General features: G+C 72.1%; 16 protein-coding genes and 3 pseudogenes. 11 read left to right on the forward strand and 8 right to left on the reverse strand.

Features of this window, described 5'->3' with window-relative positions; all coding sequences use genetic code 11:
• Positions 1-3 precede the first annotated feature (3 nt).
• Positions 4-1,242 carry an aminotransferase class I/II-fold pyridoxal phosphate-dependent enzyme gene (locus RMT89_RS05540; protein WP_315882855.1) on the forward strand — a complete coding sequence of 413 codons (1,239 nt, stop codon included), beginning with the start codon at positions 4-6 and terminating at the stop codon, positions 1,240-1,242.
• A complete protein-coding gene (locus tag RMT89_RS05545; protein ID WP_315882779.1) occupies positions 1,239-2,315 on the forward strand; it encodes an MBL fold metallo-hydrolase in 1,077 nt (358 codons plus the stop codon). The genes RMT89_RS05540 and RMT89_RS05545 overlap by 4 nt, the downstream gene beginning before the upstream one ends.
• Here the strand turns inward: RMT89_RS05545 and RMT89_RS05550 are convergent.
• Together RMT89_RS05550 and RMT89_RS05555 are read right to left on the reverse strand one after the other, a co-directional pair.
• Positions 2,269-2,889 (reverse strand): VTT domain-containing protein, encoded by a 621-nt coding sequence (locus tag RMT89_RS05550; protein WP_315882780.1) that lies wholly within the window; start codon positions 2,887-2,889, stop codon positions 2,269-2,271. The genes RMT89_RS05545 and RMT89_RS05550 overlap by 47 nt on opposite strands.
• Positions 2,886-3,659: an MBL fold metallo-hydrolase gene (locus RMT89_RS05555; RefSeq protein ID WP_315882781.1), complete on the reverse strand. Its 774-nt coding sequence runs from the start codon at positions 3,657-3,659 to the stop codon at positions 2,886-2,888. Before RMT89_RS05555 ends, RMT89_RS05550 begins: the two co-directional genes overlap by 4 nt.
• A gap of 85 nt (positions 3,660-3,744) precedes the next feature.
• Between RMT89_RS05555 and RMT89_RS05560 the strand changes: the two genes are divergently transcribed.
• The 8 genes from RMT89_RS05560 to dnaK all read left to right on the forward strand — a co-directional run bounded on the left by RMT89_RS05560 (position 3,745) and on the right by dnaK (position 13,931).
• A complete protein-coding gene (locus RMT89_RS05560) occupies positions 3,745-4,146 on the forward strand; it encodes a hypothetical protein (protein WP_315882782.1) in 402 nt (133 codons plus the stop codon).
• Positions 4,147-4,220: 74 nt separating this feature from the next.
• On the forward strand, positions 4,221-6,287 hold the full coding sequence (locus RMT89_RS05565) for an alkaline phosphatase family protein (protein WP_399497621.1): 2,067 nt from the start codon (positions 4,221-4,223) through the stop codon (positions 6,285-6,287).
• A 109-nt stretch (positions 6,288-6,396) separates the two neighbouring features.
• Positions 6,397-7,458 carry a MoxR family ATPase gene (locus RMT89_RS05570; protein ID WP_315882784.1) on the forward strand — a complete coding sequence of 354 codons (1,062 nt, stop codon included), beginning with the start codon at positions 6,397-6,399 and terminating at the stop codon, positions 7,456-7,458.
• Positions 7,459-7,511: 53 nt separating this feature from the next.
• Complete coding sequence (locus tag RMT89_RS05575; protein ID WP_315882856.1) at positions 7,512-9,245, forward strand: DUF2201 family putative metallopeptidase; 1,734 nt, start codon at positions 7,512-7,514, stop codon at positions 9,243-9,245.
• Positions 9,246-9,309: 64 nt separating this feature from the next.
• Positions 9,310-9,738, forward strand: coding sequence for an OsmC family protein (locus RMT89_RS05580; RefSeq protein WP_315882785.1), 429 nt, complete (start codon positions 9,310-9,312; stop codon positions 9,736-9,738).
• A gap of 100 nt (positions 9,739-9,838) precedes the next feature.
• On the forward strand, positions 9,839-11,221 hold the full coding sequence (locus tag RMT89_RS05585) for a CorA family divalent cation transporter (protein WP_315882786.1): 1,383 nt from the start codon (positions 9,839-9,841) through the stop codon (positions 11,219-11,221).
• Between the two features lie 6 nt (positions 11,222-11,227).
• The gene (locus RMT89_RS05590) at positions 11,228-11,977 is read left to right on the forward strand and encodes a glycerophosphodiester phosphodiesterase family protein (protein ID WP_315882787.1); all 750 of its coding nucleotides are present in this window, start codon (positions 11,228-11,230) and stop codon (positions 11,975-11,977) included.
• A gap of 100 nt (positions 11,978-12,077) precedes the next feature.
• Positions 12,078-13,931 carry a molecular chaperone DnaK gene (gene dnaK / locus RMT89_RS05595; RefSeq protein ID WP_315882788.1) on the forward strand — a complete coding sequence of 618 codons (1,854 nt, stop codon included), beginning with the start codon at positions 12,078-12,080 and terminating at the stop codon, positions 13,929-13,931.
• Here dnaK and RMT89_RS05600 read toward each other — a convergent pair.
• The 5 genes and pseudogenes from RMT89_RS05600 to RMT89_RS05620 form a co-directional block, all read right to left on the reverse strand.
• Positions 13,932-14,500: pseudogene (locus tag RMT89_RS05600) on the reverse strand (respiratory nitrate reductase subunit gamma). It lies immediately after the preceding gene.
• A 13-nt stretch (positions 14,501-14,513) separates the two neighbouring features.
• Positions 14,514-15,008 carry a nitrate reductase molybdenum cofactor assembly chaperone gene (narJ, locus tag RMT89_RS05605; protein WP_315882789.1) on the reverse strand — a complete coding sequence of 165 codons (495 nt, stop codon included), beginning with the start codon at positions 15,006-15,008 and terminating at the stop codon, positions 14,514-14,516.
• Positions 15,008-15,559: pseudogene (locus RMT89_RS05610) on the reverse strand (hypothetical protein); the annotation flags it as partial. The pseudogene RMT89_RS05610 and the gene narJ, both read right to left, overlap by 1 nt.
• A 281-nt stretch (positions 15,560-15,840) precedes the next feature.
• Positions 15,841-16,291 (reverse strand): annotated as a pseudogene (locus RMT89_RS45865) (SAM-dependent methyltransferase).
• On the reverse strand, positions 16,203-17,066 hold the full coding sequence (locus RMT89_RS05620; RefSeq protein WP_315882790.1) for a helix-turn-helix transcriptional regulator: 864 nt from the start codon (positions 17,064-17,066) through the stop codon (positions 16,203-16,205). Before RMT89_RS05620 ends, RMT89_RS45865 begins: the two are co-directional and overlap by 89 nt.
• A 235-nt stretch (positions 17,067-17,301) precedes the next feature.
• On the opposite strand from RMT89_RS05620, the gene RMT89_RS05625 reads away from it, so the two are divergent.
• On the forward strand, positions 17,302-17,727 hold the full coding sequence (locus RMT89_RS05625; RefSeq protein ID WP_315882791.1) for a hypothetical protein: 426 nt from the start codon (positions 17,302-17,304) through the stop codon (positions 17,725-17,727).
• On the opposite strand, the gene RMT89_RS05630 is transcribed toward RMT89_RS05625, so the two are convergent.
• The gene (locus RMT89_RS05630) at positions 17,709-18,509 is read right to left on the reverse strand and encodes a helix-turn-helix transcriptional regulator (protein ID WP_315882792.1); all 801 of its coding nucleotides are present in this window, start codon (positions 18,507-18,509) and stop codon (positions 17,709-17,711) included. The two genes, RMT89_RS05625 and RMT89_RS05630, sit on opposite strands and share 19 nt — an antisense overlap.
• Between the last annotated feature and the right edge of the window lie 34 nt (positions 18,510-18,543).

The raw sequence follows: 18,543 nt of genomic DNA on the forward strand, positions 1-18,543 counted from the left end.
CGGATGGTTCCCGAGAGCCATGGCCCCGTCCGGTACGGGCCGCCGCTGCCCGGGGACGGGCTGCCCGTGCTGCCCGAGCTGTCCGCCGTGCTGGCCGCTGCCGCCGCCCGCGCCGAGAGCGAGCCCGTCGGCGGGGGAGGGGCCCTGATCGACGCCGCCTGCGGCCACTGGGACCGGCGTGGGCTGCCCGCCGTGCCCGACCGTGTGGTCGCCGCCCCGGGCGCGCCCGCCCTGCTGCTCGCGCTGACCGCCGCGCTCGGCGGCGACGTCCTGGTGCCCCGGCCCTGCGCGGCCTGGTGGGCGCCGTACGCACGCCTGTTGGGCAGACCCGTCTTCCATGTCGCCACCCCGGCCGAGTGCGGCGGGGTGCCCGATCCGTACGCCCTGCTGGAGACCGTGCGCCGGGTCCGCGCCGAGGGCGGTGATCCGCGGCTGCTGGTGCTGTCGGTCGCCGACGATCCCACCGCCACCGTGGCGCCGCCCGAGGTGCTGCACGAGACCGTCGAGGCCGCCGCGGGCGAGGGCCTGCACCTGGTCAGCGACGAGACCTGGCGGGACACCCGGCACGCCCCGCACGACTCCGTGCTGCTCAGCCCCGCCGAGATGCTGCCGGAGCGGGTCACCGTCGTCACCGACCTGGCTGGCGCCCTGCTGCCGCCGGGCTGGCCGGCCGCGGTCGCCCGGTTCCCCCCGGGCGACGTCGGCGAAGGCCTGCACGCGCGTGTGCTCGACGTGCTCACCGCGCTCGGCGCCCGGGTCGCGGGCCCCGTCGCCGCCGCGGCCGGGTACGCCCTCACCGAGCCCGAGCCGGTCACCGCACGCCGGGCGGCCGCCGTACGCCTGCACGCGCGCATGGCCGCCGCCCTGCACACGACCGTCGTCGACGCGGGAGCCGTGGCCCGCCCCCCGCAGGCCGGCCGCCATCTCTACGTCGATCTGGGCCCCCTGCGCACCGCGCTCGGCGCGCACGGCGTCGGGGACGCCCAGGATCTGGAGGACTTCCTCACCGCCCGGCTCGGCATGCCCGCGCCCGGCGGTCATCGCTTCGGCGACGACCTCGGGGCACCACGCGTGCGGCTGTCCACCGGGGATCTGCTGGGCGGCACGGACGAGGAACGCGCGGAATGCCTCGATTCACCCGCGCCGTTGGAACTGCCACATGTGCACCGCGCGTTGATCCATGTGAAGTCGGTCTTCGACGATCTCCGCGACGACGCTCAGCGATGGGAGTCTCCTCGATGACGCAGCAGTCCGAGTCGACCACGAAGGAAGTCGACAGCCCCGCGCCCACATCACCGTTTCCGCCGCTCGCCGCACCCCGCCCGCTGGGCGAGCGACGGGTGTGGCCGCGCACCTTCCACGACCGGCTGACCGCCCCGCTGCCCGGCCTGAAGGCCATGGCCCGGTTCGCCCGCGAGGGCGCCGTGCGCCCCGGCCGCGAAGGCCTCGCCGACCTTCCTCTGCTGCCCTTCGAACCCGGTCCACTGCCCCGCGTCGATGCCCGCGCGGTCGCCGTCTCCTGGGCGGGGCACGCCAGTTGGGTCATCCGGATCGGCGGACTCACCGTCCTCACCGACCCGGTCTGGTCCCGTCGCATCATCGGCACCCCGGCCCGTATCACCCCGGTCGGCATCGACTGGGACGCGCTCCCGCGCGTGGACGCGGTCGTCATCAGCCACAACCACTACGACCATCTGGACGCCCCCACCCTGCGCCGACTCCCGCGCGACACCCCCGTGTTCGTGCCCGCCGGCCTCGCCCGCTGGTTCCACCGCCGCCGGTTCACCTCCGTCACCGAACTGGACTGGTGGGAGGCGTCCGAACTGAACGGCGTCCGCTTCGACTTCGTCCCCGCCCACCACTGGTCCAAGCGCAGCCTCACCGACACCTGCCGCAGCCTGTGGGGCGGCTGGGTCCTCACGGCCCCCAAGGGCCGACGCGTCTACTTCGCGGGCGACACGGGCTACGGCCACTGGTTCGCCCGCATCGGCCGCCGCTACCCCGGAATCGACCTGGCCCTGATGCCGATCGGCGCCTATGACCCCCGCTGGTGGCTGAGCGACGTCCACTGCGACCCGGAGGAGGCGGTGAGGGCCACGCTGGACGTGGGGGCGCGCAGGATGGCCCCGATGCACTGGGGCACGTTCGTCCTGTCCGCGGAGCCGGTACTGGAGCCGCTGAAGAGGGTGCGGGCGGCATGGGAGAGGGCGGGCTTGGAGCGGGGGGACCTGTGGGACCTGCCGGTGGGCGGCTCACGGGTACTGGAGTTCACCCAGACGTCCGAACCCGCCGCCACACACTGGGCGCCGCGCTGATGAGCAGCGTCAGCGCCACCGCCGCGACCACCCCCTCCCAGGGCTCCGGAAACAACGACCCGCCGAGAATCCCGATCAACTGATACGTAACAGCCCACGCCAGGCACGCCGGAAGGTTCCCCCGCGCGAACCTCCGCATCGGCCACTTCGCGACAAGGCACGCCAGCATCACCGGGAGCCGGCCCGCCGGCATCAGCCGGGACAGCACCAGCACCGCCACACCGTGATCCGCGAGCTTCTGCTGTGCCTGTGCCAGCCGCTCCTCCGGTGCCCGCGACCGGATCGCCTCCAGCCACCGCGACCCGTTCTTCGACCCCATCCCCCGCCGCCCGAGCCAGTACAGCGTCACATCGCCCAAAAACGCGGCCAGCGACGCCGTGACGAAGACCATCGCCAGCGCGAACGGCGCCGTCTGATGAAACGCCACCACCGCAGCCGTACTCACCAACGCCCCCGTCGGCACGACCGGAACCAGCGCCCCCAGCAACACCAGCACGAACAGCGTCGGATAGCCGATCGCCTGCTGAGTGGACTCGGTCGACACCGTGTCCGCCGCCGCCGCGAGCCAGCTCACGCGGCCACCCCCAGCCGTACGCTCTCGCCGTGCCCGAGCCGGTGCACGGCGACGTCCGGAGCGCGCTCGGCGGCGAGCCGGACGAACTCGTCGCCCGGCGCGTGGAACTCATGGGGGCGGACGGCGTCCATGCCGATCGGCCAGTACGTGCCGTAGTGCACGGGCACCGCGCTGCGCGGGCCGAGCCTGGCCAGGGCCTCCGCCGCGCGCCCCGCGTCCAGGTGGCCCTCGCCGAGATATGGCCCCCAGCCGCCCACCGGCAGCAGCGCCACATCGACCGGCCCGACTTCCTCGGCCATCTCGTCGAACAGGCCGGTGTCCCCGGCGAAGTAGGTGCGGGCCTCGCCCTCGATGACGTAGCCGAGGGCGGGGGAGTGGTGGCGTCCGACGGGCAGCCGCCGTCCGTCGTGGCGGGCGGGCACGGCGCGCACCCGCAGGGCGCCCACCCGCGTCACATCGCCGGGCTCCACCTCGGTGACCCGTAGCCGGGTGAGCCGGCGCAGCCCCGGCACGGCTCGGGGTGCGCCCCGGGGCACAAGCAGGCGCGTGCCCTCCGGGAGCCGCGCCAGGGAGGGAACGTGCAGGTGGTCGGCGTGGAGGTGGGAGACCAGCGCGACGTCCGCACGCCAGGCGCCGGGTGGGGGGAGCGCGCCCCGGCGCCGGCGCAGATGCGCGAGCCGGCGTGCGAACAGGGGGTCGGTGAGCACGCGTACGTCCGAGTCGGCGACCGTGCAGGTGGCGTGCCCCCACCAGGTGATCTCCACGGGCACCTCTTTGCCTCCTTCGCGCGACTCCCCCGAAGCCTACGGGCAGGAGTAGTGTCGGCGCCTGAAACCCGGAGGTGAGGGGGACGCCATGGGACCGGTGCGGGTCACGGCGATCGCGAGTCTGACGCCGCTTGAGGAACTGGACGCCGATCCCTTTCTGGTGGACTCCCGCAGCCAGCACGCGATCTGCGCGCGGTGGGCGGCGGAGCGGGGATACACCGTGAGCCGGGAACTGCTGGTCCGCAAGCTGCGGCCCGACCACTGCGTGCTCTGGGACGGGGTCCGGCCCGGCGTCGACCTGTTCGTGGTGCCCAGCCGGCGCGTGCTGGAGAGCGCTCTGTCCTCCGCCGAGGAGTTCACCGCGGAGTGCGCGCGGCGCGGGGTGCGGATGGAGACGGTGGGCTGCGAGGAGCCCCGGTACGACTCCCAGATGAAGGCCCGGGTGCACCGGAGACTGTCGCTGCCGACGGCGGGTTACGACGGGCGGTAGGTCCCGCACGTCCATATGACAAGGTGGAGACAGGCCCGCCTGGCTGTCGGGTCGGGACGTGAGGTGTGCGGGGCGTGCTTGGGCGGCGTTGGCGGCGGGTTACCCGCCAGGTCGGGCGCAGCGTCGCGGTGTGGGCGGTGTCGACGCTCACCATGCTGGTGCTCGCCGGGATCCTGCCGGACTTCCAGTTGCAGTCGGCGGACGGTGACAGCGCGACCCGGATCGCCGTCACCGCCGCGTTCGGCGCCGGTGCCTTCGGTGTGCTGTCGGCCCTCGTCTGGCCGCTCCTCGTACGGCTGCTGCTGCTCGTGCCCGCGCTCGTCCTCGGCCTGCTGGTCTTCTTCCTCAACGGCGCCCTCCTGCTGGTCGCCCTGCGGCTGAACCCCGCCGAGCGCGGCGCCGCAGCCTGGGAGACCGCCGTGGTGGTCGCCGCCGTGATGTCCGCGGTCGCCTCCGCCACCGGCGCCGCCCTCGCCGTACGCGACGACGACGCCTACCGTCGCCGGCTGTACCGCCTGGCCGACCGCCGGCGTGGCACCGGGCCGCCGTGTCCGTCCACCCCGGGCACCCTCTTTCTGCAGCTCGACGGGGTGGGGCATGACGTGTTGCGGGACGCCGTCGGCACGGGGCTGATGCCGACCCTCGCCCGCTGGACCGGCGGCGAGCGCCCCACCCACCGGCTCACCCCGTGGCGCACCGACTGGTCAAGCCAGACCGGCGCCAGCCAGCTCGGCATCCTGCACGGCAGCAACCACGACGTCCCGGCGTTCCGCTGGTACGAGAAGGACAGCCGGGAGGTGATGGTGTGCAACCGCCCGACCAGCGCCGCCGAACTCCAGCGCCGTGCCGTCAGGGCGTCCGGCGACGGCGGACTGCTCACCGCCGACGGCGCCAGCCGCGGCAACCTGTTCAGCGGCGGCGCCGACGAACAGGCCCTGGTGCTGTCCATCGCCACCAAGCGCCGCAGCCGCGAGAACCGCTCCCGCGCGGGCTACTTCGCCTACTTCTCCGACCCGGCCAACGCGGTGCGCACCGCGCTGTCGTTCATCGCCGAGGCCGGCCGTGAGATCGGCCAGTCCACCGGGGCCCGGCTGCGCAAGGCCCGCCCGCGGGTCTCGCGCGGCGGTCTCTACCCCTTCGTACGGGCCTTCGCGACCGTCGTCGAACGGGACGTCGTCGTCGCCGCGGTCATGGGCGACATGCTCGCCGGGCGCACCGCCGTCTATGCCGACCTCGTCGCCTACGACGAGGTGGCCCACCACTCGGGCCCGGTGAGCCGGGACGCCGAGAAGGTCCTCGAACGCCTCGACCGGGCGCTGGAACTCATCGAGAACGTCGCCGAGCACGCCCCGCGGCCGTACCGGATCGTCGTGCTCTCCGACCATGGGCAGAGCCCCGGCGAGACGTTCCGCTCCCGCTACGGCCTCACCCTCGGCGACCTGGTACGCGCCGGCTGCGGACTGCCCGTGCCGCGCAAGGCGCAGCGCACGCACAGCGGCGCCGAGGCCCGCGCTGCCGTGCGCGCCGCCCTGCGTATCCCGGTGGAGGAGCGCGGCGAGAAGTACCGTCCCATCCGCCGCTCCGAGCCCATCGTGCTGGCCTCCGGGAACCTCGGCCTGATCTCCTTCCCCGATGTCCCCCACCGGATGACCAAGGAGGAGATCGACGCCCGCCACCCCGCCCTGCTGACCACGCTCGCCAACCACCCCGGCATCGGCTTCCTGCTGGTCCGCAGCGAGCCGCACGGCGGGGTCGTGCTCGGCCCGTTCGGCACCGAGATCCCCCTGGACCGCCTCGACCAGGACCCGGGCCCGCTCGCCCCCTTCGGGCCCGGCGCCGCGGACGCCGTGCGGCGCACCCACTCCTTCCCGCACACCGCCGACATCATGGTCAACTCCATGTACGACCCCGCCGACGGCGAAGTCCTCGCCTTCGAGGAGCAGATCGGCTCGCACGGCGGACTCGGCGGCGCCCAGGGCAAACCCTTCCTGCTCTCCCCCCTCGCCCTGTCCGCGCCGGCCGAGGAGGGGGCGGAGCTGGTCGGCGCCGAGCAGATCCACCGTGTACTGCGCCGCTGGCTGGAGGAGGCGGGCGGGCCGCAGGTGCCGGTGGAGAGGGCGGCCGAGGAGCGGGCGGCCTGAACCGGATAAATCAGGTGACTACGCCAGCCTTCAATTGAGAACCTCGACGGCGAGCAACCACCTACGCGAGAGCGGCGCCGGTTCAGGCGCAAAGAAGGGAGCCTCTGCTTTGCAGGCTGCTGTGACCGTCACCCCCGCCCGTCTTCCGGAACTTCTCCTCGGCCTCGCCACCGTGCGGCCGGTGTTCGTCTGGGGTGCTCCCGGCATCGGAAAGTCCTCGCTGGTGCGGGACTTCGCCGAGTCGCTGGGCCTGGAGTGCGTGAGTCTGCTCGGTACCCAGCTCGCGCCCGAGGACCTGATCGGCGTGCCGCAGATCCGCGACGGGCGGTCGGTGTTCTGCCCGCCGGAGACCATCGCCCGCGACGAGCCGTACTGTCTGTTCCTGGACGAGCTGAACGCGGCCACCCCGGATGTGCAGAAGGCGTTCTACTCGCTGATCCTGGACCGCCGTATCGGCAACTACGAGCTGCCCAAGGGGTCCATCGTCATCGGGGCCGGCAACCGCGCCACCGACAACGCGCTCGCCCGCCCGATCGCCTCCGCGCTGGTCAACCGGCTCACCCATGTGCATCTGGAGGCCTCGCCCAAGGACTGGCTGGTCTGGGCCGGGAACAACGGCGTCCACCCCTGGGTGGTGGACCATCTCACCGACCGGCCCGACCAGCTGTGGTCCAAGCCGCCCAAGACCGAGGAGCCGTTCTCCACGCCGCGCTCCTGGCACATGCTCTCCGACGCGCTGCACTCCTTCGGGCGCGGCCTGGACGAGGAGACCCTGAAGGTCCTCGCCCACGGCACGCTGACGCCCGCCCACGCGACCGCGTTCTGCGGATACGTCAAGATCGTCCGCAGCCAGTTCGGCATCGAGGCGATCATCAAGGGCGACGCCCGCTGGCCGAACCGTCTTGAGGACCGCGATCTGCTCTACTACCTCGCCGACTCCTTCCGCGGCCGGCTGATCAAGGAACTGCCCGCGAGCAAGGAGCACATGTCGGCGAACGGCCGTCAGACCGCCTACCGCGCCAAGTCGCTGCTCGTGCAGCTCGCGGAGATCTCCGTCGAGGTCGCCCAGACCGTCATCGCCTCCGACGCCGACGGCAACCCCGTACTGCCCTCGTGGTTCCTCGTCGAGGCGGCCCGGGACATGCCGCGGCTGGTGGAGGCGCGCCGGTGAGCCGTCAGCGGCCCAAGAAGCGGGACCTCGCGGCGGAGGCCTTCGCCGAGGGAATGCGCCTGGTGAAGGCCAACCCGGCGCTGGCGGCCGTGGAGTTCGACGTCTGCCGCCAGGAGAACTGCGTACTGGCCCCGCGTGAAGGGCTCGTACGCGTCTGTTCCTCCGCCACCCTGCACGTCCATCCGGACCGCCTGGCCGACCCGGCCGCCTGGGCCTGGGCCCTCGCCCACGCCGTCCTCCACCTCGGCTTCGGTCATGTTCCGGCGGCCAAGGGCGAGCGCGTCCAGCCCGACGCCTGCGAGCTCGCCGCCCGCTGTGTCGTCGTCAACCGCTTCCTGCTCGGCTTCACCATCGGCAAGACCCCGGAGAACCTCCCGGCCTCCTACCCCGACGGTGACGAGGAGCAGCTCACCGCGCGCTGGCGCCGCGACGGCATCCCGGCCGCGTACGAGCGCTGCGGCACCGCGGGCGGCGAGCCCGACCTGCGCCTCGTGGAGTGGCACGGCTGGTACGGGCAGCCGCCGGACCACCAGCTGGCCTTCGCCACCGCGCTGACCCGGACCGTGTCCGCGGCGATGGACATGGCGGGCGGCCGCCGCGAGGGCCTGGACGGTGAACCGGCCCGGCAGCGCCCCTGGCAGCGCGCCCTGAGCTGGTTCATCGCCTCCTACCCGCTGCTCGCCGGGATCGCGGCCGGCGTCAAGCTGGTCGCCGACGCCGAACTCGCCCGCGCGCACGCCATCTCCGTCGCCGCGGTGAACGCCGAGGCGGGCGAGATCTACATCAACCCGCTCTCCTCCTTCGAGGACGAGGAGTGGCGGTTCATCCTCGCCCACGAGATGCTGCACGCCGCCCTGCGCCACGGCGACCGCTGCGGCTCCCGTGACCCGTACCACTTCAACGTCGCCTGCGACTACGTCATCAACGGCTGGCTGAAGGAGATGGACGTCGGCACCATGCCCGAGGGCCTGCTGTACGACGCCCGGCTCGCGGGCCTGTCCGCCGAGGAGGTCTACGACCGGCTCGCGGGCGACCCGCGCCGGATGCGCCGCCTTGCCACCCTGCGCGGCAAGGGCGTCGGAGACATCCTCGGCGGCCCGCTGTGCCCGCCGGGCGACTTCGTCGACCTCGACGAGTTCTACCGGCGCGGCCTGTACCAGGGCCTGGATCTGCACCAGCGGCAGGAACGCGGCTTCCTGCCCGGCGGCCTGGTCGAGGAGATCCGCGCGCTCAGCCATCCGCCGCTGCCCTGGGACGCGCAACTGGCCCGCTGGTTCGACGAGTTCGTGCCCCGCCCGGAACCGGTACGGACGTACGCGCGCCCGGCGCGCCGCCAGGCGTCCACGCCCGACATCCCGCGCGCGGGACGGTACTTCCCGCCCGAGGAGATCGCCCGCTGCACCTTCGGCGTGGTCCTGGACACCTCCGGCTCCATGGACCGGGTCCTGCTCGGCAAGGCGCTCGGCGCCATCGCCTCCTACGCCGACGCCCGGGACGTCCCCGCCGCGCGGGTCGTGTTCTGCGACGCGGCCCCGCACGACGCGGGATATGTGCCAGTCACCGACATCGCCGGGCGGGTGCGGGTGCACGGCCGGGGCGGCACGGGGCTCCAGCCGGGCATCGATCTGCTGCACCGGGCGGACGACTTCCCGCCCGGCGCGCCGGTCCTGGTCATCACGGACGGCTGGTGCGATGTCCTCAGGGTGCGGCGCGAGCACGCCTACCTGATCCCGCAGGGCGCCCGGCTGCCGTTCACCGCACGCGGGCCGGTCTTCCGGGTGAGCTGAGCCGGAATGTGGTCGGATGGTGCACACGGACCCCGAACACGGGACCTCACTGAAGGGATTCATCGTGGCAACCACGCGCTCCGCACACACCGTGTGGGAAGGCAACCTGTTCCAGGGCAACGGCGTCGTCACCTTCGACTCCTCCGGCGCAATCGCCGCGCAGCCGGTGTCGTGGCCGTCGCGTGCCGAGGCGGCGAACGGCAAGACCAGCCCGGAGGAGCTGATCGCGGCCGCGCACTCCAGCTGCTACTGCATGGCCTTCTCCAACGGCCTCGACAAGGCCGGCACCCCGCCCACCAAGCTGGTCACCTCCGCGGACGTGACCTTCCAGCCCGGTGAGGGCATTACCGGTATCCACCTCACCGTCGAGGGCACGGTGCCCGGCATCAGCGAGGAGGACTTCCTCGCCGCCGCCGAGGACGCCAAGGCCAACTGCCCGGTCAGCCAGGCCCTCAAGGCAGTCCCGATCACCCTCACCGCGAAGCTCGCCTGAGCGTCGGGGATCATGGCTCGCGCAGGCCGCCCGTCCGGGGCGGCCTGCGCGACGTCCGTTCGGGGTATGACATGGACGCCGACGAGTCGGAAGGACCGCGATGGTGACGGGAACGGCAGGCAGCGCCACGGTGCTTGACTCCGCCACTCGGGAACTCACCCGCATTCTCCTGCTGTTCAGCCTGGGCTGCCGCATCCGCCCGCCCGAACCCGCCCCCGAGGGCCTCGTCGACCGGTTCCCGTTCGGCCGGTTCCGGCCGCACCTGGAGTCCGGCGAGGCGGTGCTGCCCGTACCGGTGCTCACCGAGCGCATAACCCCCGGCGACCTCAGGCTGCCCGACGGGGACCACGGCCTTGCCCTCGCCTCCGTCGACCTCCTCGTCGCCGCCACCCCGCGCGGGGACGCCACCCTGCTTCTGGACTGCGAGTTCGCCGGGGACACGGACGCGCTCGCCGTCGCCTCCTGGCTCGCCACCACCTGCTTCGAGCGCGAGTACCTGCGACTCGGGGACCGGGCGCTGCTGGACGTGCTGCAGGAGCGCCTGGGCCTGACGGATCCCCTCACCTTCGGGCTCAACGTGCACCAACTCGTCTTCCCCGGCGGCCGCTTGCGCGAGGAACTCCTCGCCCACGACGACGAGGCCCGTCAGTCCGCCCTGCTCAACGGCATCATCTACCGCGGCAAGATGCCGGCCCGGGCCGCCGACCGGCTCACGGTCAGCGTGCCGCCCAACCTCAGGAACCACGGCGTCACCCTCTCCGCCCACGGCCGCGGTGTCTCCGTCCAGGCGGGCTGGGCCGTCCACGTGGAGAACGGCCTGGCCGTGGTCGCCCTCGGCATGATGTCCGCACTGGCCGTCCTGCAGCGCACCCGGCTCGCGGCCTTCGCGATGATGAAGCAGAACGAACAGGCCCTGACCGACTCGCCCTCCGAGATCCGCCAGCTGATCTCCCGCCTGTCGGACGGCGTGAACGAGCTCCAGCTGGACCTCGCCTTCGGGGTCGAGGCGTACGTCGACAGCCTGCTGATCCCGGAGATGCTCACGGAGGGCTTCCAGTCGTCGCTGCGCGACACCCTCGGTATCCGCGACAGCCTCGACAACTCGGCGCGCATGGTCGAGCGCCTGACCTCCGTCATCAACGCCCGCTCGGCCGCCCTGGACGCCGCCCTCGCGGAACGGGACGAGCGGCAGAACCGCGTCATCTCCGCGCTGGTCGCGGCGGCCACCCTGATCGCCCTGCCACCGACCCTGCTGCTGGCGTTCTTCGGCGTGAACGCCACGAACGTGGACGAGGGCCGCTCCATCCTCGACCTCGGCCGGTACGGCCCCGCGTACGCTCTGGCCTGGCTGCCCTTCGTCGTGCTGGTCGTGATCGGATACTTCCTGCTCCGGAAGGTCAGCAGACGGCCCGGCACCCTGCTGCCCGCGTCCGACCCGCCGACCGCTCCGGTGCCCGCACCTCGTACCTCGACCGGGAGTTGACCGATCATGCCGCGACGACCCGCCGTCTCCGCCCACCGCGGCGGCTCCGAACGCGCCGGCGCCGCCACCTGGGAGGCGTACGAGGACGCGCTGCTCAGCGGCGCGGAGTACGTCGAGTTCGACATCCGGCGGACCGCGGACGGCGTCCTCGTCGTCTACCACGACGCCCGCGCCGACCACACCGGGCCGCCGCTGTCGACGATCACCCACGCCGAGCTGAGCGAGCGGACCGGATACGCGGTACCGGTCGTCGACGAGGTCATGGAGCTGATCGCGGGCAGACTCGCCGGCCACCTCGACCTCAAGGAGGTCGGCTACGAGCGCGAGGTGATCGACCGGGCCGTCGCCCTGCTCGGGGAGGACGGCTTCGTCGCCACCACCCTGGAGGACCGTTCCGTCGCCGCGATCTCCCGGGCCTTCCCCGGGGCGCGCACGGCACTGTCGCTCGGGCGGAACCGCGACGAGATCGGCTGGGCCCGGCTCCCCGGGACCCGGCTCAGCGAGCTGCTGCCGATGCGGCGCGTGCGGGCTTGTGGGGCCGGCGGAGTCGCGGTGCACCAGCAGCTCGCGCGGGCAAGCGTGCTGCGGGAGGCGACCCGGCACGGCCTGTTCTCCATGGTGTGGACGGTCAACGACGACACCCTGATGCGGACCTTCCTCGACCACCCGCGCGTGGACGTGCTGATCACCGACCGGCCCCGGCGGGCCGTGGCCCTGCGCGGCGAGCCGCGGGAGCCGGAGCGGGTGATCGGCTGAGTGTCCGCACCCTGGGTACCCGCACCATTGCACCATTGACAAGAGCGCACTCAAGTTTTGTGCTGGAGTTCCGGAAGTGCCCTGGCGGAAGGGGACAGCGATGGGACGTGCGGTCGGTATCGATCTCGGGACCACGAACTCCGTGGTGGCCGTGCTGGAGGGCGGCGAACCCACCGTCGTCGCCAATGCGGAGGGGGCCAGGACCACACCGTCGGTCGTGGCCTTCGCCAAGAACGGCGAGGTGCTCGTCGGCGAGGTGGCCAAGCGGCAGGCGGTGACCAACGTCGAGCGGACCGCCCGCTCGGTCAAGCGCCACATGGGCGACGGCGACTGGCGCTTCCCGCAGGAAGGCTCCGTCGACGGCACCCGCTACCGCGCCCAGGAGCTGTCGGCGCGGGTGCTGCAGAAGCTGAAGCGGGACGCCGAGTCCTATCTCGGCGAGGACGTCACCGACGCCGTGATCACCGTCCCGGCCTACTTCGACGACGCCCAGCGGCAGGCGACCAAGGAGGCCGGGGAGATCGCGGGCCTGAACGTGCTGCGGATCATCAACGAGCCGACCGCCGCGGCCCTGGCCTACGGCCTGGACCGGGGCGAGGAGCAGACCGTCCTCGTCTTCGACCTCGGCGGCGGCACCTTCGACGTCTCCCTGCTGGAGATCGGCGACGGCGTCATCGAGGTCAAGGCCACCAACGGCGACACCCACCTCGGCGGCGACGACTGGGACCAGCGGGTCGTCGAGCATCTGGTGAAGAAGTTCAAGGGGCAGTACGGCATCGACCTCGGCAACGACAAGATGGCCCTGCAGCGGCTGCGCGAGGGCGCCGAGAAGGCCAAGATCGAGCTGTCCAGCTCCTCGGAGACGACGATCAACCTGCCCTACATCACCGCCTCCGCCGAGGGCCCGCTGCACCTCGACGAGAAGATGACCCGGGCCCAGTTCCAGGAGCTCACCGCCGATCTCCTCGACCGCTGCAAGACGCCCTTCCACCAGGCGGTCAAGGACGCCGGGATCAAGCTCGCCGCGGTCGACCATGTGATCCTCGTCGGCGGCTCGACCCGGATGCCCGCCGTCACGGAACTGGTGAAGGAGCTGACCGGCAAGGACCCGCACAAGGGCGTCAACCCCGACGAGGTCGTGGCCGTCGGCGCCGCCCTGCAGGCGGGTGTGATCCGCGGTGACGTCAAGGACGTGCTGCTGCTCGACGTGACCCCGCTGTCCCTCGGTATCGAGACCAAGGGCGGCATCATGACCAAGCTGATCGAGCGCAACACCACGATCCCGACCCGGCGTTCGGAGATCTTCACCACCGCCACCGACAACCAGCCCTCGGTCGGCATCCAGGTCTACCAGGGCGAACGCGAGATCGCGGCCTACAACAAGAAGCTCGGTGTCTTCGACCTCACGGGCCTGCCGCCCGCGCCCCGGGGCGTTCCGCAGATCGAGGTCGCCTTCGACATCGACGCCAACGGCATCATGCATGTCTCCGCCAAGGACCTGGCCACCGGGCGCGAACAGAAGATGACCGTCACCGGCGGCTCGGCCCTGCCCAAGGACGACATCGACCGGATGATGCGGGACGCCGAGCAGTACGCGGAGGAGGACCGCAAGCGCCGGGAGGCCGCCGAGACCCGCAACCAGGCCGAGCAACTCGTCTACCAGACCGAGAAGTTCGTCCGCGACAACGAGGAACAGGTCCCCTCCGACACCAGGTCCGAGGTGGAATCCGCGATCACCGAGCTCAAGGGTCTCCTGGAACGCAACGCCGACACCGGCGAGTTGCGCACCGGCGTCGAGAAACTCGCCACCGTCAGCCAGAAGATGGGCCAGGCGATGTACGCCCAGGCCCAGTCGGAGCCGACCGGCCGGCAGGCCACGCCTCCGGACGAGGAAGGCGTGGTGGACGCGGAGATCGTCGACGACGAGAAGGACCAGAAGGGAGGAGCCGCCTAGTCAGGACTTCGCGCGCTCCCAGCCCCGTCGCTCCGGACGCGGGCCGAGCTGCTCGGGGTCCCGGGTGCGGTACACCACGTACGGCCGGAAGAGGTACTGCGCCGGGGCGCTGAACATGTGCACCAGCCGGCGCCATGCCGATCACGGCGTGGACCTGGTACAGCACCGGGACGCCTTCCATCAGGCCGGTGTCCGGGCTGAGGTGAACAGGCTGCGGGACCACGGGGCGATGGAGTGACGGTAGTGGTAGCCGTCGCCGGAGGCGTGGGTCAGCTTGGCGATCATGCCCATCACGATCGCCGCGACCAGCTCCGCGGTGCCGCCGTAGAGGGAGAACAGGTGGCAGGTGTGCTCGCTGACGGCGACGGCGTCCGTCCATGACTCCGGGATGACGGGCCGACGACATGGCCGGCCGGCACGAACAGGATGCCGTAGTGGAAGGCCGGGGAGGCGATGTTGAGCAGCTTCGACCCGCAGAGCCGGGAGGAGCGGGTGGTCCAGCCGTACTTGTCGTAGCGGTAGCGCCGGATCAGGCCCGCGACGAGCAGGGCGAGGACGACGTACGGCAGGACGCCTCAGAGGTCATCGGCGCACCCCGGGGCGTGCGGTCGGCAGCGCGGCGCACACGGCGTCGAGGACGGAGGCGTACGGTGTGCCGAAGTCGGTGAGCCGGGAGCGGAGTTGCTCCAGGCCGTCGCGGTGCTCGGTGAGCAGGTCGGTGTTGCCGGTGCGGGCCGCGAACTCCAGGACCGCGGGCAGGAAGTCGGGCAGCTCCTCGCCGCTGAACTCCAGGCCGTGCTCCCGGTAGACGTCCTTGAAGCGCACCAGCGACATCCCGCGGCTCCGGGTGTCCCCGTCCCGCCACCGGGTCAGGTACAGACTGTGCCGGTTCTTGAAGTCGAAGACCCGCACATAGTGCGCGGCCAGCTCCTGGGCGTCGGTCACCGCAGCGTGATCGGTGAACTCCCTCAGCTGGGGGGCGGCTTCGCGCAGCAGCGGCAGCCGGGCGCGGAAGTCGTCGTCGGGGTAGGTCAGGCAGAGCGCAGCCGCCTGGTACAGCACCGCATCCGAGGGCATCAGGCCTCCTTCGCTTCGTCCGACGTCTGCCTCTTGCGCAGGGCGTGGAAGTTCTCCACCGACACCAGCGGCAGCAGCGTGCGGCCCGAGTCATGGCCGAACGAACCGTCGCCGCCCATGCCGGGACCGCCGTCGTACTTCAGTGTGCCCGCGCGGAGTTCGGCCACCGCCTTGGCCACCGGATCGCCGAACGCCGCGCCGAGCTCCAGCAGATTGCGGCCGAAGGTCGGATACGACGGCATCCAGCCCGAGCGCGCGGACAGCGCGAGGCAGTCGGCGCCCGTCATCCCCTCGAACCGCCCCTCGCCGAGCGGCCACGCGAGCACACCGGCGGTGAAGCGGTCGTAGCGCCACTGGTCGGTGTTGAGGAACCAGTACGCGGTGCCGATCATCTGGCGCGGCGGACGCGACCAGTCGGAACCGGCCGCGAGGGTGGCCCAGCCGGTCACCGGCCGGCACTTCTCCTGGCCCACGTAGTGCGCCCGGCCGCCGCCGTTGCGGCCCTGGCAGCCGGTGAGCTGGAGCAGGGCGAGGAAGGCGCGGTAGATCGTTGTCGGTCACGTGCGCTCCCTTGCTTGCCCGTGGCTTCGAACCTAGGGCGGAGCCGGGGGGCGCACCTGCTGACGGCACCCGAACGGGTCAGGGCTTGCGGGCCACCGCCGCGTACCCGGGCACGAGGCCCTCGGCCTGGGCGGCCATGTCCTCCATGTCCTCCGGCTCCGGACGCCGGCCGGAGACCGGGATCACGCCGGGACCGCCTCCGGGCTCGGATCGGGCGTGACCTGCGACAGGACCAGGAAGCCGACGGGTGCGAGAGCGTCGGTGTACCGCTTCAGCAGGCCGTGGGCCTTGTCGCCGAGGTCCAGATCCTCGGCCGCGCCCGGCCGAGGATGGTGTCGGGGTCACGGACGTCCGCCTGCAGATGACGCGCGGCGCCCTCGGTGGAGCCGCGCAGCAGTGCCTCGGCGTGCCGCAGCACGATCGGGTCGTTGTCCACGTACACCACGGTTCAGGTTCGGCTCGGTGGGAATGCCCGTGCCGATGTCCAGGAACTGACGGATCCCCGCCTCGGCGGCGGCCGGATCGCCCGGTGCATGAACCTGCGGTTTGCGCGCGCGCCGCGCAGGACCGTGCCGTAACAGGATGCGGGCGGCTGGTGTCGACGTCCGTCGTACGGTGTCGTCGCCTCGGGGCTCAGAAGTCCGCGCGGCGCGCCCTGAGGAGCTTCTTCGTGCGGTCCGCGGAGGCCGCGCCCGTGGACATGTGGTCCAGGACCTCCAGATGGGCCGCGACCTCCGTGCGGGAGTCCAGGTAGAGGGCGCCGGTAAGGTACTCGGTGAAGACCATGTCGGGCAGTTCGGGCTCGGCGAAGCGGAAGAGGGTGAAGGGCGCGTAGGTGCCGGGGTGCGGGCCGCGGGCGAACTCGGCGACCTGGAGGGTGACACGGTCGCGCTCGGCGAACTCCAGGAGCCGGTCGAGCTGTTCGCGCATCACCGAGGTGTGGTCGCTCACCGGCCGCCGCAGCACCGTCTCATCCATGATCACCCAGACGTGCGGGCGGTCCGGGCTCTCCAGCAGCCTCTGCCGCTCCATGCGCAGGGCCACATGGCGCTCTATCGCCGCGGGCCCTGTCTGCCCTATCGTGCCCGCCTCCAGCACGGCGCGCGCGTAGTCCTCGGTCTGGAGCAGGCCCGGCACGAAGTGCGGCTCGTAGGAGCGGATCATCCGCGCCGCGCCCTCCAGGCTCACATACAGGCTGAACCAGTCCGGCAGCACATCGTGGTACCGCTGCCACCAGCCCGGCTGGTTCGCCTCCTCGGCCAGCGAGACGAACGCCGCCGCCTCCTCCTCGGGCACCTCGTACGTGTCCAGCAGCACCTGCACGTACGGGATCTTCAGGGAGACCTCGGCCATCTCCATCCGCCGTACCGTCGCCGGGGCCACGCGCAGGACCTTCGCGGCTTCCTCGCGCTTGAGCCCGGCCGCCTCCCGGAGCTCCTGCAACCGCTTGCCGAGCACCACCTGACCCACGGTCGGCGCAGGCCGCCGCTCACTCACGCCACGCCTCCCCTACGCGCCGAAGTACCCGTGCAGTGTGCCACGTTCCGCTTCCACGCTCACCGGTTCGGCGGTGAGGCGCTCGCCACGGCCGGGCCCGGCATTACCCGGGAGGTAATCGACCCTGTCCGGCAGGCGCGGGATCGTTGCCTCACCGGGCTCCGGATCGGCGCACTCCGATCCGGAACCCGGGTTCCAGCACCGTGGATCCGAACCCGGCGGAGGGTGATTCGTCATGTCCGCGACCCAGCTTGCCTCGCTCGCCCGGACCTTGGACCCGCAGGCCGTGCTCCGCCGGTTCCTCGCCCTCGACGCGGTGGTGACGGGCGCCAACGCCCTTGCCTACCTGGCCGCTTCCGGCCCGCTCGGGCGGCTGCTCGGGGTCGACTCGACGCTGCTGCTCGAACTCGGCGTGTTTCTGGCCGTGTACGCCGGCGGCGTCGGATGGCTGGCCTCCCGCGCCCGGCCCGCCACCTTCCCGGTACGGGTCGTCATCGAGGCCAACTTCGCCTGGGCCGCGCTGAGTCTGCTCGCCCTCGCGGTGTGGCTGTCGCCGACCGCCACCGGCGCGGTGTGGACCGTGATGCAAGCGCTCACCGTCGCCGGGTTCGCCGCGCTCCAGCACCTGGCGCTGAAGGGCCGTCAGGGCATCAGTGACTGAAGGTACTTGACCGTCGCCGGGTCGGCAGGGAGCAGTGTCTCGATGGCCAGTTCGGCGACGGTCACGTCCATCGGGGTGTTGAAGGTGGAGATCGAGGAGATGAAGGACAGCGTCCGACCCCCGTGCTCGATCCGGAGCGGGAGCGCGAAGTACGGGACCGGGTCGGCGGGTTCCTCGCTCGGGTCCTCCTCCGGCACCGGGTAGGCGGCGACCTCCTCGTACAGCTTCCGCAGCGGTTCCGAGCGGTGCAGGGCGATCTGCCGCTGCATCTGCTCCAGCAGATGGCCCCGCCACTCACGGAGGTTGCGGATGCGCGCTGCCAGGCCCTCGGGGTGGAGGGTCAGACGCATCGCGTTCAGCGGCGGAGCCAGCAGGTGCTCGGGGATGCCGTCGAGCAGCATCAGGATGCCCCGGTTGGCCGCGAGGACGTTGTACATCGCGTCCACCACGATCGCCGGGTAGGGCTCATAGCCCTGGATCAGCCGCTCCATGCCCTGGCGTACGGCGTCCAGCGCCGGGTCGTCCAGCGGGGTCTCCGGGTAGCGCGGGGCGTAACCGGCGGCCAGCAGCAGGGCGTTGCGCTCCCGGACCGGCACGTCCAGGTGCTCGGCGAGCCGCAGCACCATCTCCTCGCTCGGCCGGGAACGGCCCGTCTCGATGAAGCTGATGTGCCGGGCCGAGGAGCCGGCGCGCAGCGCCAGCTCCAGCTGGCTGACCCGGCGCTGCTCCCGCCAGGCCCGCAGCAGCGGCCCGACGCCCCGGTCGGTGGAAGTGACGGTCATGACACGACCGTAGACGACACACCGGCACGCAGGG

This window comes from Streptomyces sp. P17 (genome assembly GCF_032436805.1).
GTDB lineage: Bacteria > Actinomycetota > Actinomycetes > Streptomycetales > Streptomycetaceae > Streptomyces.

Bases quoted from the DNA above. Each gene is read 5' to 3' on its own strand.
- RMT89_RS05540 (WP_315882855.1), top strand. From the start codon at position 4: ATGGTTCCCGAGAGCCATGGCCCCGTCCGGTACGGGCCGCCGCTGCCC.
- RMT89_RS05545 (WP_315882779.1), top strand. From the start codon at position 1,239: ATGACGCAGCAGTCCGAGTCGACCACGAAGGAAGTCGACAGCCCCGCG.
- RMT89_RS05560 (WP_315882782.1), top strand. From the start codon at position 3,745: ATGGGACCGGTGCGGGTCACGGCGATCGCGAGTCTGACGCCGCTTGAG.
- RMT89_RS05575 (WP_315882856.1), top strand. From the start codon at position 7,512: ATGCGCCTGGTGAAGGCCAACCCGGCGCTGGCGGCCGTGGAGTTCGAC.
- RMT89_RS05585 (WP_315882786.1), top strand. From the start codon at position 9,839: ATGGTGACGGGAACGGCAGGCAGCGCCACGGTGCTTGACTCCGCCACT.
- RMT89_RS05590 (WP_315882787.1), top strand. From the start codon at position 11,228: ATGCCGCGACGACCCGCCGTCTCCGCCCACCGCGGCGGCTCCGAACGC.
- dnaK (WP_315882788.1), top strand. From the start codon at position 12,078: ATGGGACGTGCGGTCGGTATCGATCTCGGGACCACGAACTCCGTGGTG.
- narJ (WP_315882789.1), bottom strand. From the start codon at position 15,008: ATGCCCTCGGATGCGGTGCTGTACCAGGCGGCTGCGCTCTGCCTGACC.
- RMT89_RS05625 (WP_315882791.1), top strand. From the start codon at position 17,302: ATGTCCGCGACCCAGCTTGCCTCGCTCGCCCGGACCTTGGACCCGCAG.
- RMT89_RS05630 (WP_315882792.1), bottom strand. From the start codon at position 18,509: ATGACCGTCACTTCCACCGACCGGGGCGTCGGGCCGCTGCTGCGGGCC.